Genomic DNA, 16538 nt, shown 5'->3' on the forward strand with positions numbered 1-16538 from the left:
GGAGTCGCCAAACGGACGTGGAGCCGACCGTAAGACCCCGCTCGCGGGGCAGGTGGCCGTGAAACGTCAACCCGGCACCGCCCCAGCAGGTCAGACCGGGACCGTCCCACCGCAAGGCAGGACTACCAATCACATGCTCACCAGAGCGCACTGATAGGTAACGGTTCCTTGCACCTTCCACGGCCAGGTCCGATTTCCGCGAGCCGGGCGGGTGGCCGACGGGGCACCATCGGTGCCGTGGAGTTGGACTTCGAGCGCTGCTACCGGGCCGTCGACAGCCGCGACCAGCGGTTCGACGGGTGGTTCTACACGGGCGTCACGTCGACGGGGATCTACTGCCGGCCGTCCTGCCCGGCGACCACCCCGAAGCGGCAGAACGTCCGGTTCTTCCCGTCCGCCGCGGCGGCGCAGGGGGCGGGGCTGCGCGCCTGCCGCCGCTGTCGCCCGGACGCCGCCCCGGGCTCGCCTGAGTGGGACGTCCGGGCGGACACCGTGGGCCGGGCCATGCGGCTGATCGCCGACGGGGTGGTCGACCGGCACGGCGTACCCGGGCTGGCCGCCCGCCTCGGCTACACCGAGCGGCACCTGCACCGGCTGCTGCGCGCCGAGCTGGGTGCCGGGCCGCTCGCGCTGGCCCGGGCGCAGCGCGCGCAGACCGCCCGGATCCTGATCGAGACGACCGGGCTCGGGATGGCCGAGATCGCGTTCGCGGCCGGGTTCGGCAGCGTGCGGCAGTTCAACGACACGATCCGGGAGGTCTACGCCACCGCCCCTTCGGAGCTGCGGGCCGCCCGGGGACGACAGCCGGCGGCCGGTGGGGCCGGCACGATCACGCTGCGGCTGGCGTACCGGCCGCCGCTGCACGCGGGGGCGCTGCTGGACTTCCTCGCGCTGCGGGCGCTGCCCGGCGTGGAGGAGGTGCGCGACGGGACGTACCGGCGGGGGTTGCGGCTGCCGCACGGCGCAGCCGAGGTGGCGCTGACCCCGGCGGACGGGCACGTGGCGGCGACCCTGCGGCTGGCTGACATGCGCGACCTGGCGCCGGCGGTGGCCCGCTGCCGCCGGCTGCTCGACCTCGACGCCGACCCGGCCGCCGTCGACGACGCCCTGGCCGCCGACCCCGCCCTCGCCCCGCTGGTGGCCGCCGAGCCCGGGGTGCGCGTCCCGCGCGCCGTCGACGGCTTCGAGATGGCCGTCCGCGCCGTCGTGGGCCAGCAGGTCTCGGTACGCGCGGCGCGCACCACCCTCGCCCGCCTCCTGACCGCCACCACCCCCCTCACCAGCGTCGATCATGGAGTTGACGGCCGGATCGATCTCCGAAACGGCGGTCAACCCCATGATCAACCCGGGTTCCGGGGCGGGCTGCGGGGGTTTCCCACCGCCGAGGAGGTGGGTCTGGTCGGGGACGACGCGTTCGGGATGCCCGCGGGGCGGCGGGAGACGATCCGGGCGGTGGCGCGCGGGGTCGCCGACGGGTCGCTGGACCTCGATCCCGGCGGGGACCGGGCGGAGAGCCTGCGGCGACTGCTGGCGGTGCCGGGAATCGGGGCGTGGACGGCCGGCTACGTGGCCATGCGCGCCCTCGGCGACCCCGACGTCTTCCTCCCCACCGACCTGGCCGTACGGCGGGGCGCGACCGCCCTCGGCCTGCCCGACGACCCGAGGGCCCTCGACGCGTACGCGCGCCGCTGGCGCCCCTGGCGCTCGTACGCCGTCATCCGGCTGTGGCGAGCGGCATGACAGTCCGCTGCGAAGAGCACACGGCCACCCGACACCGAAGAACACACGGCACCCGACACCGGAGAGCAGCATGAACAGCATCGACACCCCCCTCGACGGCGCCGTCGTCGACACGCCCGCCGGGCCGCTGAGCATCCTGACCGGTCCCGGCGGGGCGGTCCGGGCGGCCGGCTTCACCCCCGGGCCGGAGTCACTCGTGCCGCTGGTGCACCCGGCCCTGCGCGGCCCGGTGCGGCACCGGGCGGACCTCGGGCCCGTGACCGCGGCCGTCGCCGCGTACCTCGACGGCGAGCTGACCGCGATCGACGCGGTGCCCGTCGAGCAGCACACCGGGGGCGCGTTCATGGCGCACGCGTGGCGGGTGCTGCGGGAGGTGGAGCCCGGCCGGCCGGTGACGTACACCGGGTACGCCGAGCTGGCGGGCCGGCCGGCGGCCGTACGCGCCGCCGCGGCGGCCTGCGCCCGCAACGCCGCGGCCCTCTTCGTGCCCTGCCACCGGGTGCTGCGCACCGACGGCGGCCTCGGCGGCTACCGCTGGGGGCTGGACGTGAAGCGGTGGCTCCTCGCCCACGAGGCGGCCCCCGGACGGTAGCGAGGGACGCCGTGCCGGGATCGTGGCGGGCCAACGCAGGTCGCGGCGGCCGGCGGGGGCGTCGCCAGGCGGCCAGCCGGCGGGGCACCGGACACGCTGGATAAGCCGTGGCCCGTCGCGGGGCGGCTGCCTACGATCGACCGATGACCGACACGGCGAGGACGGCCCGCGCCGGCGTCCCCGAGCGTCCCACGCTGGACGGGCTCGAGGAGACCTGGGCGCGCCGCTGGCAGGAGGAGGGCACGTACGCGTTCGACCGCTCGAAGCAGCGCTCGGACGTGTACGCGATCGACACCCCGCCGCCGACCGTATCGGGCGAGCTGCACATGGGGCACGTCTTCTCGTACACCCACACCGACACTGTGGCCCGGTTCCAGCGGATGCGGGGGCGGACGGTCTTCTACCCGATGGGCTGGGACGACAACGGCCTGCCCACCGAGCGCCGGGTGCAGAACGTGTACGGGGTGCGCTGCGACCCGTCGCTGCCGTACGACCCGGGCTGGCGGGCGCCGGACGCGCCCGTGGACGACGAGGCCCGGAAGAACCCGACACCGATCTCCCGACGCAACTTCGTGGAGCTGTGCGAGACGCTGACCGCCGCCGACGAGCGGGCGTTCGAGGCGCTGTGGCGGCGGCTCGGGCTGTCGGTGGACTGGCCGCTGACGTACACGACGATCGACCGCCGGGCCCGGGCCGCCTCGCAGCGGGCGTTCCTGCGCAACCTGGCGCGGGGCGAGGCGTACCAGGCGGAGGCGCCGACGCTGTGGGACGTCGGGTTCGCCACGGCCGTCGCCCAGGCGGAACTGGAGGACCGGGAGCGGCCGGGGGCGTACCACCGGCTGCGGTTCGCCGGCCCGGGCGGCCGGGAGGTGCTGATCGACACCACCCGCCCGGAGCTGCTGCCGGCCTGCGTGGCGCTGGTCTGCCACCCCGACGACGAGCGGTTCGCGGACCTGGTCGGCGCGGCTGTGCGTACCCCGGTGTTCGGGGTCGAGGTGCCGGTGCGCGCGCACCCGCTGGCGGACCCGGCCAAGGGCACGGGCATCGCGATGGTGTGCACGTTCGGCGACCTGACCGACGTGACCTGGTGGCGGGAGCTGGCCCTGGAGACCCGGGCGGTGATCGGCCGGGACGGGCGGCTGCTGCCGGTGCCGCCGGCCGGCGTGCCGGCGGAGCCGTACGCGGCGCTGGCGGGGCAGACCGTGGCCGGCGCCCGGCGGACGATCGTCGAGCTGCTGGCCGACGCCGGCGGCCTGGTCGGCGAGCCGCGCCCCATCACCCACCCGGTCAAGTTCTACGAGAAGGGCGACCGGCCGCTGGAGATCGTCACCACCCGGCAGTGGTACCTGCGCAACGGCGGCCGGGACGCCGCCCTGCGCGGCGAGCTGCTGGCCCGGGGCGGTGAGCTGCGCTGGGTGCCGGAGCACATGCGGCACCGCTACGAGCACTGGGTGGCCGGCCTGACGGGTGACTGGCTGGTCAGCCGGCAGCGCTTCTTCGGCGTGCCGGTGCCGGTGTGGTACCGGCTCGACGACACTGGCGAGCCGGACCTCACCCACCCTCTCACACCCGACGAGGCGGCGCTGCCGGTCGACCCGTCGAGCGAGCCGCCGCCCGGGTACGAGGAGGCCCTGCGGGGCCGGCCGGGCGGCTTCGTCGGCGACCCGGACGTGCTGGACACCTGGGCCACGTCGTCGCTGACCCCGCAGATCGTGGGCGGCTGGGCGGACGACGAGGACCTGTTCCGCCGGATCTTCCCGATGGACCTGCGCCCGCAGGGCCACGACATCATCCGCACCTGGCTCTTCTCCACGGTGGTCCGGTCGCACCTGGAGCACGGGGTGCTGCCCTGGCGGGACGTCGTGCTCTCCGGCTGGATCCTCGACCCGGACCGCAAGAAGATGTCCAAGTCCAAGGGAAACGTCACCACCCCGATGGGGCTGCTGGAGCAGCACGGCTCGGACGCGGTGCGGTACTGGGCGGCCAACGGGCGGCCCGGGATGGACCTGGCGTTCGACCCGGCGCAGATCAGGGTCGGCCGGCGGCTCGCCACGAAGCTGCTCAACGCGTCGAGGTTCGCCCTCGGGCTGGGCGCCGCCGACGCGCTGCGCGCCCCGTGCGACAACTCCAGCTCGGCGCGTCTGACGCCGCGCCGCGACCTGGAGCTGTCGGCCACCGAGCCGCTGGACGCCGCGATGCTCGCGGAGCTGTCCGGCGTGGTCGCCGCCGCGACCGCCGCCTTCGAGGCGTACGACCACACGGCGGCGTTGCAGGCCACGGAGGCGTTCTTCTGGCGGTTCTGCGACGACTACATCGAGCTGGTGAAGGAGCGCGCCTACGGCTCCGGGCCGGGGGCCGACTCGGCCCGGGCGGCGCTGGCCGCCGCGCTGTCGGTGCAGCTGCGGCTGTTCGCCCCGGTGCTGCCGTTCGCGACCGAGGAGGTGTGGTCCTGGTGGCGGTACGGCTCGGTGCACCGCTCCCCCTGGCCCACCACGTACGAGGTGGGGCGGGCGGTGCGCGGCGAGGGCGACCCGGAGCTGCTGCGGCTGGCCGGCGACGCGCTGAGCCAGGTGCGGCGGGCCAAGTCGGAGCGAAAGCTGTCGATGAGGGCCGAGGTGCCGCTCGCGGAGGCGCTCGGCCCGGCGGCCCTGCTCGACCGGCTCACGCTCGTGGCGGACGACCTGCGCGCCGCCGGCCGGATCGGCAAACTCGACCTGCTGCCGGACCGCACGCCGGAGCTGGTGATCGCCTGCGCCTTCTGAGCGAACGCCCACCTCCGCGCCGCCCCGCGGTCGTCGGGCCCGCCCGGTGTCGGCGTCGGTCACGGCGGAATGAGCCGCCACCACGGGCCGCCGCCGCGCCGGGAGCGCTCACCAGCCGCGCAGCATCCGCACGCCGAGCAGCACCATGGCCCCCAGCCTGCCGGGCACGATCCGAGCGGGTCCATCCGGCCAGCCCTACCTTTCCCGCTGGGTCGGCCCGCCCGCGGCGACCGCCGCCTCGGAAGATCGTGACGGTAGGGTTTTGATAGGCCGACGGACCGTGACGGCGGGCGCGGTTGACGGAAGAATGGGCGCCATGTCTTCCGCCCTGTCGCGCCGCCGCGTGGTCGCCGTCGTCGCCGCCGTCCTCGCCCTCGGCGTCGCCGCCGGCCTGATGTGGTTCAAGCCGTGGACGTACGTCACCGACACCGAGGTCGACGAGCCCCTGTCGACGATCGCCACGGCGCCGTCCTCCCCCGCGACACCCGGCGCCTCGGCCGCCCCGAGCCCGACCGGACCGAGCCTGGTCAGCCAGGGCGAGTTCGTCAGCCAGGAGTTCGACACGTCGGGCACCGCCCGGATCGTCCGGGGGGTCGACGGTCGGTACCGGTTGGAGCTGGTCGGGCTGGACACCACCAACGGGCCGGACCTGCGGGTCTGGCTCACCGACCAGCCGGTCCGCCCGGGGCCGGGGTCGCGGGGCTTCGACGACGGCCGCTGGGTCGAGGTGGGCCGACTCAAGGGCAACCTCGGCAACCAGGCGTACGACATCCCGGCCGGCACCGACCTCACCGGCCTGACCAGCGTCTCGCTCTGGTGCAAGCGCTTCACGATCTCCTTCGGCGCCGCGCCGCTGCGCGCCGCCGCGTAGCCCGTCGCGCCCACCGTTCACGGTACGGGGAGTGGCGGTCTCGACCGATCGCCGGTCGGCTGCGAAACTGTGTGGCGGCCAGTGAGTGGGGGGTGCGATGAGCAACGGGTGGGTGCTGCCCGACGAGGTGCTGCGGGACGCGCCGGCGTACACGCCGCGTCCCGGGGAGCTGGCCGATCTCGGACTGCTGCTCAGCGGGGCGTACGCGCCGCTCACCGGCTTCATGACCCGGGCTGACCTGACCTCGCTCACCCGTCGCGGGCGGCTCGCCGACGGCACGCCGTGGCCGGTGCCGGTGGCCCTCCAGGTGCCCGCCGGGCTCGCGGACGGCCTGCACCCGGCCGACCCGCTGCGCCGGACGCTGGTGCTCACCGACGGCGAGGGCGCGCCGGTCGCCGCGCTGGAGGTCACCGACGTCTGGGCGGCCCGCGAGGGCGTCGCCGGGATCGGTGGCCCGGTGCGCCGGCTCGGCGACGGCGGGCACGGCCCGTTCCAGCGGTTGCGCCGCAGCCCGGAGGAGGTGCGGGCGCTGCTGCCCCCGGGGCGGGTGCTCGGGGTTGTCGCCGACCGGCCGTTGCACCGGCCGCAGCTCGCCCAGATCGCCCACGCCGCCCGTACCCTGAACGCGCACCTGCTGGTCATGATCCCGGTCGGCGAGGGGGTGATCAACGGGCTGCCCCCCGAGGCGCTGGTCCGGGCGGTCTTCGCCGCCCGGGACCGGATGCCCCCGGCGACGCTGGTCGCGGTGCCGCTGTCCCGGCGCCGCGACGAGATCAGCGACGCCCTGCTCCAGGCCCGGGTGGCCGCCGCGTACGGGGTGACCCACCTGCTCTCCACCCGCGAGGTGCTCTCCGGAGCCGGGCTGCGGGTGCTGGTCCCCCGCGAGCTGGCCTACGACAACCGGGACGGGCAGTGGCGCTGGCGGGAGGACATCCCGCCGCGCAACCGGCGGCTGGCGCTGAGCCAGGCGGAGATCGACGACCTGCTCGACCGGGGCTTCCCGCTGCCGGAGTGGCACACCCCGCCGGCCGTGGCCAAGGAGCTGAGCAGGGCCCGTCCGCCCCGGCGGCACCGGGGCCTGGTGGTGTTCATGACCGGTTTCTCCGGCTCCGGCAAGTCCACGATCGCCCGGGGCCTGGCCGACGTGCTGCGTGAGGGCGGCGACCGGACGGTGACGCTGCTCGACGGCGACGTGGTGCGGCGGGAGCTCTCCGCCGGGCTGGGCTTCAGCAAGGCCGACCGGGACCTGAACGTCCGCCGGATCGGCTGGGTCGCCGCCGAGATCGCGCGGCACCGGGGGGTGGGCATCTGCTGCCCGATCGCCCCGTACGCGCAGGCACGGGCGACCGCCCGGGAGATGGCGCAGGCGGCCGGGGCCGGGTTCGTGCTGGTGCACGTGGCGACCCCGATCGAGGTCTGCGAGCAGCGCGACCGCAAGGGCCTGTACGCCCGCGCCCGGGCCGGCCTGCTCACCGGGATGACCGGCGTGGACGACCCGTACGAGGAGCCGACCGACGCCGACGTGGTGGTGGACACGACCGCCCTGACCATCGAGGAGGCGGTGCAGGCGGTGATGCACCACCTGACCGAGACCGGCTGGGTGGAGCCCCGCCTCCAGTCCACCTGATCCCGCCGCCGCTTCGGGTCCGGCCGGGCCGGCTGCTCCTGTCGCCATGGCCGGGCCGTGCTTCCATACGGCCAACGCGCGCGCTAGTGTTCGCTTCTGTTGGAACACGTTCGATCGCGTGCGAGGTGCGCGGAGGAAGCCGGAGGTGCGGCGGGGTGCTCGCGCGGCAGCGGCAGGCGGCCATCCTGGAGCGCGTCCGGGCGGCCGGCGGCGTACGGGTGACCGAGCTGGCCGCCGAGTTCGGCGTCTCCGACATGACCATCCGGCGCGACCTGGAGGCGCTGCACGAGCGCGGCCTGCTCGCCAAGGTGCACGGCGGCGCGACGGTGGCCGGGGCCGGCTCGGCCGACGAGCCGGGCTTCCGCGCGAAGTCGGTGCGCCAGCTGCCGGAGAAGGCCGCCATCGCCGCCCACGCCGCCGGCCTGGTCCGGCCGGGTGCGGCGGTCGCGCTCTCCGCCGGCACCACGACGGCCGAGCTGGCCCGCCGGCTGGTCGACGTGCCGGGGTTGACCGTGGTGACCAACTCGCTGCCGGTGGCCGAGATCCTGCACGCCGGCGGCCGACCGGACCAGACGGTGGTGCTGACCGGCGGGGTGCGGACGCCGTCCGACGCGCTGGTCGGGCCGCTGGCGGTCGCGGCGATCCGGTCGCTGCACCTGGACCTGCTCTTCCTCGGCGTGCACGGGATCGGCGAGCGGGCGGGCTTCACCACGCCCAACCTGTTGGAGGCGGAGACCGACCGGGCCCTGGTGGCCGCCGCCGACCGGCTGGTCGTGCTCGCCGACCACACCAAGTGGGGCACGGTCGGCCTCTGTTCGATCGTCGCGCTGGCCGCGGCCGACGTGCTGGTCACCGACGACCGGCTGGCGCCGGAGGGCCGGCGGGTGCTGGGCGAGCAGGTCGGCGAGCTGGTGCTCGTGGGGTCGGAGCCGGGTGGGCGCCCGGCCGGGGAGGAGACGGCGGAGTGAGGCGTACGGCGATCGAGTTGGCCGACGGCCGGGAGCTGATCTACTTCGACGAGCGGGACGACGCGGTCCGCGACCAGCCGGACCGGCGGGAGCTTCCGCCGCCGCCCCGCGCGTCGCAGCTGCGGTACGACCCGCTGACCGACGAGTGGGTCGCGCTCGCCGTGCACCGGCAGACCCGCACCTTCCTGCCGCCGGCCGACCAGTGCCCGCTGTGCCCGTCCCGGGATGACCTGCTCAGCGAGATCCCGGCGCCCGACTACGACGTCGCCGTCTTCGAGAACCGGTTCCCGGCCTTCAGCGGGCGGGTCGGCGAGGAGCCGGCGGAGATCACCCCGTTCACCCCGGTCCGGCCCGGCCAGGGCCGGTGCGAGGTGGTCTGCTTCACCGACGACCACGACGCCTCGTTCGCGGGCCTCCCGCCGCGCCGGGTCCGCACGGTGCTCGACGCCCTCGCCGACCGGACGGCCGCGCTGGGCGAGCTGCCCGGGGTGGAGCAGGTGTTCTGCTTCGAGAACCGGGGCGTGGAGATCGGGGTGACCCTGCACCACCCGCACGGGCAGATCTACGCGTACCCCTTCGTCACGCCGCGGACCCGGGCGATGCTCGGCGCGGCCCGCCGGCACGCCGAGCGCACCGGGGGCGGCAACCTCTACGCCGACGTGCTCGCCGCCGAACGCGCCGCCGGGACGCGCGTGGTGGTCGCCAACGAGCACTGGACGGCGTACGTGCCGGCGGCGGCCCGGTGGCCGTTCGAGGTGCACGTCGCCCCGCACCGGCCGGTACCGGACCTCCCGGGGCTGACCGACGAGGAGCGGGACGCCTTCGGCCCGCTCTACCTGGACCTGCTGCGCCGCTTCGACGGGCTGTTCGACCTGCCGATGCCGTACATCGCGGCCTGGCACCAGGCCCCCGTACGCGTCGAGCGCGAGCTGGCGCACCTGCACCTGCAGCTGTTCAGCATCCGGCGCGCCCGGGACAAGCTGAAGTACCTGGCCGGCGCGGAGTCCGGGATGGGCACGTTCATCAGCGACGTCGCCCCCGAGCACGCCGCCGAACTCCTGCGCGCCGCCTGAACGGAAGGGCCCCTGTCGCCACCCGTGGGCAGCAGCCCACACGGGGCGCGGGGGGCCCGGGACAGGGCCCCCCGCAGGGAAGGGACGGCCGGCTGCGTGCGACAGCCGGGAAGGTCGGCTGATCCGCACCCGCGCCGCGGGGCGATCCCGGCCTTCCTGGACGCGACTGGCACCACGTCCACCCAGCTCAACGAGCTACGTCACCCAGGGTGACGCCGGTACGAGACCGCCCTGGACTCCGGCCGGCTCGGCATCGCCGCCGGCGACGGAGCCCGATCCGCCGTACCACACCATGAAGCCGGCCGGCGACCGAGCCCGCCGGCCGTACCGGACGACGGAGCCGGTCCGCCGTACCGGACGACGGAGCCCGCCGGCGCGGAGGCCGGCGGGCTCGGTCGGTGTCGCGGTGGATCAGGCGCCGAGCTTGCGCGCCAGGTTCTCGTCCAGCGCGTTCATGAACTCGTCGGTGGTCAGCCACGGGGCGTCGCGCGAGATGAGCAGCGCGAGGTCCTTGGTCATCTGGCCGCCCTCGACGGTGTCGATGATGACCTGCTCCAGCGTGTTGGCGAACTCGGTGACCGCCGGGGTGCCGTCGAGCTTGCCACGGTGGGCCAGGCCCCGCGTCCAGGCGTAGATCGAGGCGATCGGGTTGGTCGAGGTCTTCTCGCCCTTCTGCCACTGCCGGTAGTGCCGGGTGACGGTGCCGTGCGCGGCCTCCGCCTCGACGGTACGGCCGTCCGGGGTCATCAGGACCGAGGTCATCAGGCCGAGCGAGCCGAAGCCCTGCGCGACGGTGTCGGACTGCACGTCACCGTCGTAGTTCTTGCAGGCCCAGACGAAGCCGCCCTCCCACTTGAGCGCGGCGGCGACCATGTCGTCGATCAGCCGGTGCTCGTAGCTGATGCCGGCCGCCTCGAACTCCGCCTTGAACTCGTTCTCGTAGACCTCGGCGAAGATGTCCTTGAACCGGCCGTCGTACGCCTTGAGGATGGTGTTCTTCGTCGACAGGTACACCGGGTAGCCGCGGTTCAGGCCGTAGCGCATGGAGGCGCGGGCGAAGTCGCGGATGGAGTCGTCGAAGTTGTACATGCCCATGGCGACGCCGCCGCCGGGGAACTTGGCGACCTCCATCTCCACCGGCGCGGAGCCGTCGGCGGGGGTGTAGGTGATGGTCACCGTGCCCGGACCGGGGACGACGAAGTCGGTGGCCTTGTACTGGTCGCCGTGGGCGTGACGGCCGATGACGATCGGCTTGGTCCAGCCCGGCACCAGCCGCGGCACGTTGGACATGATGATCGGCTCACGGAAGACGACGCCACCGAGGATGTTGCGAATGGTGCCGTTCGGCGACCGCCACATCTTCTTCAGGCCGAACTCCTCCACCCGGGCCTCGTCCGGGGTGATGGTGGCGCACTTGACGCCGACGCCGTGCTCCTTGATGGCGTTGGCGGCGTCGATGGTGACCTGGTCGTCGGTCTCGTCGCGGTACTGGATCGACAGGTCGTAGTAGTGCAGGTCGACGTCGAGGTAGGGCAGGATCAGCTGCTCCCGGATCTGCTTCCAGATGATCCGGGTCATCTCGTCGCCGTCGAGCTCCACGACCGGGTTGTTTACCTTGATCTTCGCCATCGGCCGGCGCTCCTCTCGGGGGACACGTGCTCAAGCAGTACGAGCGTACTGGAAACCGGACGGCGCCCCCCAGCCGGCCTGGCGTCGGCGGCGGGAACCGGGGTACGCGGCGCGGTGGACCCCTGGCGCCATCGGCCGATGCCACTGAGCCGCACCCTCGGGTCTATCACGGTTCAGGGGGCCTCGCCCGGGGCGTGCACCCACTGCACCAGTTGGAGGATCACCCCGTTCGGGTCGGTGACCTGGAAGAATCGCTCCCCCCAGGGCTCGGTCTGGAGCGGAGTCGTGACCGGCACGCCGGCGGCCTGGATCCGGGCGTACTCGGCGTCGATGTCGTCCACCACGAAGGCGACGATCAGGCCCTGGGCCCGCTGCTGCTTCAGACTCTCCGGCTGGAGGCTGGCCAACCCGGTACGCAGGAAGATCAGGTTGAAGCCGACCCCCTCGCGGGCCAGCGAGACGAATCCGTCGGCCGCCATCTCCTGCCGGAAGCCGAAGTGCCGCTGGACGAACGCGGCCGAGGCCGCCGGGTCGTCGACGTTGAGCGAGATGGCCGCTGCGGTGATCTGCACGTGGACTCCCTGGGATGGGGCGGATTACTTCGTACGCTGTACATAGTACTGCGTACGGAGTTTTGGCCTGAGAGGATCAGGGGGTGCCCAATCACCGCAGCGGAGCCGGCGACCCGGCGCGCACCCTGCGACTGCTCTGGCGGCAACCCGACGAGAGCCCGCGCCGGGGTCCACGCCAGGGCCGGTCGCTGGACGAGATCGTCACGGCCGCGATCGAGCTGGCGGACACCGACGGGCTGGACGCGGTGACCATGCGGGCGGTCGCCCAGGCCGTCGGGGTGGCGGCGATGACCCTCTACACGTACGTGCCGGGCAAGGCCGAGCTGCTCGACCTGATGCTGGACGCGAGCTACGCCCGGATGCCCCGGCCGGACCGCTCCGGCGAGCCGTGGCGGGTGCGGGTGGCGGCGCTCGCGCAGGACAACCGGGAACTGTTCACCGCCCATCCCTGGGCCGCCGAGGTCGCCACCGGTCGGCCGCCGCTGGGCCCGGGCATGATGGCCAAGTACGAGTACGAGCTGCGCGCCTTCGACGGCACCGGCCTGGAGGACGTGCAGCGGGATGCGGCGTTGACCTACGTCCTCGACTTCGTCCGGGCCTCGGCCCGCTCGGCGACCGAGGTACGGCTCGCGCAGCGGGAGAGCGCGTGGAGCGATGAGCAGTGGTGGGCGGCGAACGCCCCACTGCTCGCCCGCGTCCTCGACGAGCAGCGGTACCCGACCGCCGTCCGGGTCGGCGCCGCGGCGGGGGCCGCGCAGCACGCCGCGTACAGCCCGGAGCACGCGTACGAGTTCGGACTGGCCCGGATCCTCGACGGCCTGGGCGTCCTGATCGACGGGGTGCGCAGCGGCCGGAGCCGCTCCACCGCGGCCACGGCTGACCCCGGCGCGGAGCAGAGCGACTGATCCCGGCCCGGACCGGCCCGGCTGACCCCGGTCAGGACAGGAAAGCGCCCCGCGACCGGCGGCCGCGGGGCGCTCCGGATGGCTGGGATCACAGGTTGGCGACGTCGCCCTGCTTGGCGCGGACGGCCTCGGCCGCCTCCTTGAGCGCGGCGATCTCGTCGGCGTCCAGGTCGGTCTCGACGACCCGCCGCACGCCCTCGCGGCCGATCTCGGCCTCGACGCCCAGGTAGACGCCGGCGATGCCGTACTCGCCGTCGACCCAGGCGCAGACCGGCATGACCTCGCCCGAGTCCTCCGCGACGGCCTTGGCCATCCGGGCGGCGGCGGCCGACGGGGCGTAGTACGCCGAGCCGGTCTTCAGCAGGGCCACCACCTCGGCGCCACCGTTGCGGGTCTTGACGACCAGCTCCTCGATCTGCTCGGCCGGCATCACCTCGCGCAGCGGCTTGCCGTCGACGGTGCTGCGCGACGGCACCGGCACCATGGTGTCGCCGTGCGAGCCGAGGGTCAGCGTCTTCACCGACTTCACCGGTACGCCCAGCGCCTCGGCGACGAAGTTGGTGAACCGGGCGGTGTCCAGCATGCCGGCCTGGCCGAGCACCCGGTTCTTCGGGAACTGGGTGGCGAGCTGGGCGAGCGCGGTCATCTCGTCGAGCGGGTTCGACACGACGATGACGACGGCGTTCGGGGCGTACTTGGCGACGTTCTCGGAGACCTGACGGACGATCTTGGCGTTCGTCTCCAGCAGGTCCATCCGGCTCATGCCCGGCTTGCGCGGCAGGCCCGCGGTGATCACCACGACGTCCGAGCCCTCGATGGCCTCGTAGCCCTCGCCGTTCGGGCCGGTGGTGACGCCGACGAGCTTGGTCTCGAAGCCCTCGATCGCGCGCGACTGGTTGAGGTCCAGCGCGAGACCGGCCGGCTTGCCCTCCACGATGTCGGTGATCACGACGGTGTCGAAGACGTCGTACTCGGCCAGGCGCTGCGCGGTGGTGGAGCCGTAGAAGCCGGCCCCGACGACAGTGACCTTCTTACCCATGGTCGTCCCACTCCCCTGCTACCAGTCGGTTTTCCGGACCGTATCAGTCATCCTGGCACCGATCAGGCCAGGGGCGGCGGCCAACGGCCGGATGGGGCGAAGGTCACGGCCCGTCCAGGTTCGGCCGCGGTCGGCTCGGTGGCGGCGTCCTCGGACACCTCCATGGCGGCGACATCGCAGCGTCCGAGGCAGCCGGACACCCCCATATCGGCGACATCGCGCCCCGCCTGCGCCGGCGGCATCGCGGCCCGCGCGACCTCAGCCGCGCTCGGCGCGCTCGACCACGTTGGTGAGCAGCATGGCCCGGGTCATCGGGCCGACGCCGCCGGGCATCGGTACGAGCTTGCCGGCCACCTCGGCGACCTCCGGGTCGACGTCGCCCGTGTAGCGGCCCTTGCCGTCCGCGCCGACCACCCGGGTGATGCCCACGTCGACCACCACCGCGCCCGGGGTGATCATCTCGGCGGTGAGCAGGCCCGGCACCCCGGCGGCGACGATGACGATGTCGGCGGCCCGGGTGTGCGCGGCGAGGTCGAGCGTGCCGGTGTGGCACAGGGTCACGGTGGCGTTCTCGCTGCGCCGGGTGAGCAGCAGGCCGAGCGGGCGGCCCACCGTGTTGCCCCGGCCGACCACCGCGACCTTGGCGCCGCGCAGCGCCACGTCGTGCCGGCGGAGCAGCTCGACGATGCCGCGCGGGGTGCACGGCAGCGGCGCGTCGTAGCCGAGGACGAGCCGGCCGAGGTTGACCGGGTGCAGGCCGTCGGCGTCCTTGTCGGGGTCGATCGCCTCCAGCGTCCGCTGGGTGTCCAGGTGACCGGGCAGCGGCAGCTGGACGATGTAACCGTGGCAGGCCGGGTCGGCGTTCAGGTCGGCGAGCACGTCGTCGAGCTGCTGCTGGGTGGCGTCGTCGGGCAGTTCGCGGCGGATCGAGGCGATGCCCACCTCTTCGCAGTCGCGGTGCTTGCCGTTGACGTACGCCTGGGAGCCGGGGTCGGCCCCGACCAGGACGGTGCCCAGTCCGGGGATCGTGCCGCGCTCCGCCAGTGCCTTGACGCGTACCCGCAGCTCGTCCTTGATCTCCGCCGCGGTCGCCTTGCCGTCCAGGATCGTCGCCGTCACGCCCAGATCGTCTCACGGCCGGGGCGCGCCGTTCCGCGGACCCGTGTCCCGGCGCCCGACCCGAACCGGCCGGGCCGACCGGACGGGCGCCACCGGGCCGTAACGATCCGTCACGTGGCATTAGTCACGGGGGGCAATTCGGGCCATATATCAGGATCGGGCGCCGAGTCCGGGAACGCCCTGGACCCGGCGAGCGGTCGACATCGGGACGGGCGGCGCGGGACGCCGCCGGGCATGTCCTGGCTGACAAGGCGTACAGCTCGAAGGCCATCCGTGCTCACCTACGCCGCGGCGGCATGAAGGCCACGATCTGGATCAAGGCCGATCAGGCGGCCAACCGCCGCAAGAAGGGATCTCGCGACGGCCGGCCACCGACCTTCGGCCGGGAGCGCTACAAGCAGCGCAACGCCCCCGAACGCGCGTTCAACAAGCTCAAGCAGTTTCGGGCGGTCGCGACCAGGTCAGCACCGCGCGGCGCTGCTGGCGCGGTCGTTCCAGCCGTACGCGCGGAAGTCACTGATCTGCGTGTTCGGCGGGAACACCAGGTAGTTGCCACCCTTGTTGGCGTGCTCGTAGAGGCACCACCTGGAGCTCGATTTGTTCACGGCAGAGCTGGCCACGTCGTTGAAGGCTACGGAAGTGAAGTTGGAATTCTGGGTTGAGGTTAGGCCCGTGGGACGGATGTAGTCCCACCCGTCGAAATTGATGGGGTTCCAGATGCAGAACTGGCCCGACTGGCAGTCCGACCAAGCAGCGCTTGCCGGAGACGGGCTGACGAGAGGGGCGAGCATACCCGCCAGACCGACGGTAAGCGCGGTAGCTAGCAACGTGCGCATCCGCTTCACGTGGTTCCATCCTTCACGTTCGGTGATGTACTGGGACCCTACTGTGGATCAGTTGCGCCTGACACGCGCGCAACATCTCCACCGCAGAACGGGGCGCATCCGGTGCTGGGTTCACGGAACCTCGCAGAAATTTTTCCCCAATCGGCCCGGCTCTTCGTCGCGTCCGGCGGCCAAGCCAGCGACGCCTGGCGCGACCTGCGCCGCAACCCGATCTTCTGGATCAGCCTGGCCCTGGTCGTGGCGGTCGCCGCGATGGCCGCCCTGGCACCATGGGGGGATGCGACGGCATCGGGGGATCTCAATGATCGCGGTGGCCGCGGCCCTGGCGGCCACGGGCTGCACGGACGCCGGGGAGCCGCCGGACGGCGACGGCACCGACGGCCGTACGACGGAGGTCGCCGCCCCGCCGTGCCCGGCCGACCACCGCTACGGCACCGGCCTCGCCGAGGTCGCGGGCACGCCCGGCGTCTTCTGGGCGCTGCTCTTCATCGACGGCGCGGAGCTGCGCGCGGGCCGGTTGACGAAGATCGCCTTCCGGGTCACCGGCCACGGCGACCTGACGCTGGCCGCCGAGGGGCCGGCCGGCGCCCGGGTGGAGCCCCAGGACGTCACCGGGCACACGGGCGGCAGCACCTGGCAGCGCCCGGGCGACGAGTGGGGCAGCCGGTGGACCTTTCCCGCGGCCGGCTGCTGGACCATCCGGGCGGAGCGCACCGACGGCACCCGGGCCGCCCTCACCCTCCGCGCCGGCTGACCGCTGCCGGCAAGGCGGTGCGACGGTGCGGGCGCCGGCGGC

At 73.8% G+C, this 16538-nt stretch carries 14 protein-coding genes and 1 pseudogene; 10 read left to right on the forward strand and 5 right to left on the reverse strand.

Annotated elements, in window-relative coordinates:
* Positions 1 to 237 precede the first annotated feature (237 nt).
* The 7 genes from ABGB16_RS03195 to galT all read left to right on the forward strand — a co-directional run bounded on the left by ABGB16_RS03195 (position 238) and on the right by galT (position 9633).
* Entirely contained in the window at positions 238 to 1740 is a 1503-nt protein-coding gene (locus ABGB16_RS03195; protein WP_347666442.1) for an AlkA N-terminal domain-containing protein, read from the forward strand.
* Positions 1741 to 1810: 70 nt separating this feature from the next.
* Positions 1811 to 2332 carry a methylated-DNA--[protein]-cysteine S-methyltransferase gene (locus tag ABGB16_RS03200; RefSeq protein WP_347666443.1) on the forward strand — a complete coding sequence of 174 codons (522 nt, stop codon included), beginning with the start codon at positions 1811 to 1813 and terminating at the stop codon, positions 2330 to 2332.
* Between the two features lie 143 nt (positions 2333 to 2475).
* A complete protein-coding gene (gene valS / locus ABGB16_RS03205) occupies positions 2476 to 5094 on the forward strand; it encodes a valine--tRNA ligase (protein ID WP_347666444.1) in 2619 nt (872 codons plus the stop codon).
* A 316-nt stretch (positions 5095 to 5410) separates the two neighbouring features.
* The gene (locus ABGB16_RS03210; RefSeq protein WP_347666445.1) at positions 5411 to 5965 is read left to right on the forward strand and encodes a DM13 domain-containing protein; all 555 of its coding nucleotides are present in this window, start codon (positions 5411 to 5413) and stop codon (positions 5963 to 5965) included.
* 97 nt (positions 5966 to 6062) lie between these two features.
* Positions 6063 to 7592, forward strand: a complete 1530-nt coding sequence (gene cysC, locus ABGB16_RS03215; protein ID WP_347666446.1) for an adenylyl-sulfate kinase — start codon at positions 6063 to 6065, stop codon at positions 7590 to 7592.
* 155 nt (positions 7593 to 7747) lie between these two features.
* Positions 7748 to 8560 (forward strand): DeoR/GlpR family DNA-binding transcription regulator, encoded by an 813-nt coding sequence (locus ABGB16_RS03220; protein ID WP_347666447.1) that lies wholly within the window; start codon positions 7748 to 7750, stop codon positions 8558 to 8560.
* Positions 8557 to 9633 carry a galactose-1-phosphate uridylyltransferase gene (galT, locus tag ABGB16_RS03225; RefSeq protein WP_347666448.1) on the forward strand — a complete coding sequence of 359 codons (1077 nt, stop codon included), beginning with the start codon at positions 8557 to 8559 and terminating at the stop codon, positions 9631 to 9633. Before ABGB16_RS03220 ends, galT begins: the two co-directional genes overlap by 4 nt.
* Positions 9634 to 10044: 411 nt before the next feature.
* Here the strand turns inward: galT and ABGB16_RS03230 are convergent, their stop codons facing one another.
* Positions 10045 to 11262 (reverse strand): NADP-dependent isocitrate dehydrogenase, encoded by a 1218-nt coding sequence (locus tag ABGB16_RS03230; RefSeq protein ID WP_347666449.1) that lies wholly within the window; start codon positions 11260 to 11262, stop codon positions 10045 to 10047.
* Between the two features lie 173 nt (positions 11263 to 11435).
* The gene (locus ABGB16_RS03235) at positions 11436 to 11834 is read right to left on the reverse strand and encodes a VOC family protein (protein ID WP_347666450.1); all 399 of its coding nucleotides are present in this window, start codon (positions 11832 to 11834) and stop codon (positions 11436 to 11438) included.
* Positions 11835 to 11917: 83 nt separating this feature from the next.
* Between ABGB16_RS03235 and ABGB16_RS03240 the strand changes: the two genes are divergently transcribed.
* Positions 11918 to 12739, forward strand: a complete 822-nt coding sequence (locus ABGB16_RS03240; protein ID WP_347666451.1) for a TetR/AcrR family transcriptional regulator C-terminal domain-containing protein — start codon at positions 11918 to 11920, stop codon at positions 12737 to 12739.
* A gap of 88 nt (positions 12740 to 12827) precedes the next feature.
* Here ABGB16_RS03240 and ABGB16_RS03245 read toward each other — a convergent pair whose 3' ends face one another.
* The 3 genes from ABGB16_RS03245 to ABGB16_RS03255 all read right to left on the reverse strand — a co-directional run bounded on the left by ABGB16_RS03245 (position 12828) and on the right by ABGB16_RS03255 (position 15733).
* Positions 12828 to 13778, reverse strand: a complete 951-nt coding sequence (locus ABGB16_RS03245) for a malate dehydrogenase (protein WP_347666452.1) — start codon at positions 13776 to 13778, stop codon at positions 12828 to 12830.
* 258 nt (positions 13779 to 14036) lie between these two features.
* On the reverse strand, positions 14037 to 14897 hold the full coding sequence (locus ABGB16_RS03250) for a bifunctional methylenetetrahydrofolate dehydrogenase/methenyltetrahydrofolate cyclohydrolase (RefSeq protein ID WP_347666453.1): 861 nt from the start codon (positions 14895 to 14897) through the stop codon (positions 14037 to 14039).
* A 461-nt stretch (positions 14898 to 15358) separates the two neighbouring features.
* On the reverse strand, positions 15359 to 15733 hold the full coding sequence (locus tag ABGB16_RS03255; protein WP_347666588.1) for a peptidase inhibitor family I36 protein: 375 nt from the start codon (positions 15731 to 15733) through the stop codon (positions 15359 to 15361).
* Between the two features lie 183 nt (positions 15734 to 15916).
* On the opposite strand from ABGB16_RS03255, the pseudogene ABGB16_RS03260 reads away from it, so the two are divergent.
* Together ABGB16_RS03260 and ABGB16_RS03265 are read left to right on the forward strand one after the other, a co-directional pair.
* A pseudogene (locus ABGB16_RS03260) lies at positions 15917 to 16006 on the forward strand (hypothetical protein); the annotation flags it as partial.
* 13 nt (positions 16007 to 16019) lie between these two features.
* Positions 16020 to 16496: a hypothetical protein gene (locus ABGB16_RS03265; RefSeq protein ID WP_347666454.1), complete on the forward strand. Its 477-nt coding sequence runs from the start codon at positions 16020 to 16022 to the stop codon at positions 16494 to 16496.
* The last annotated feature ends 42 nt before the right edge of the window (positions 16497 to 16538 follow it).

The organism is Micromonospora sp. B11E3, assembly GCF_039871625.1.
Lineage (GTDB): Bacteria > Actinomycetota > Actinomycetes > Mycobacteriales > Micromonosporaceae > Micromonospora.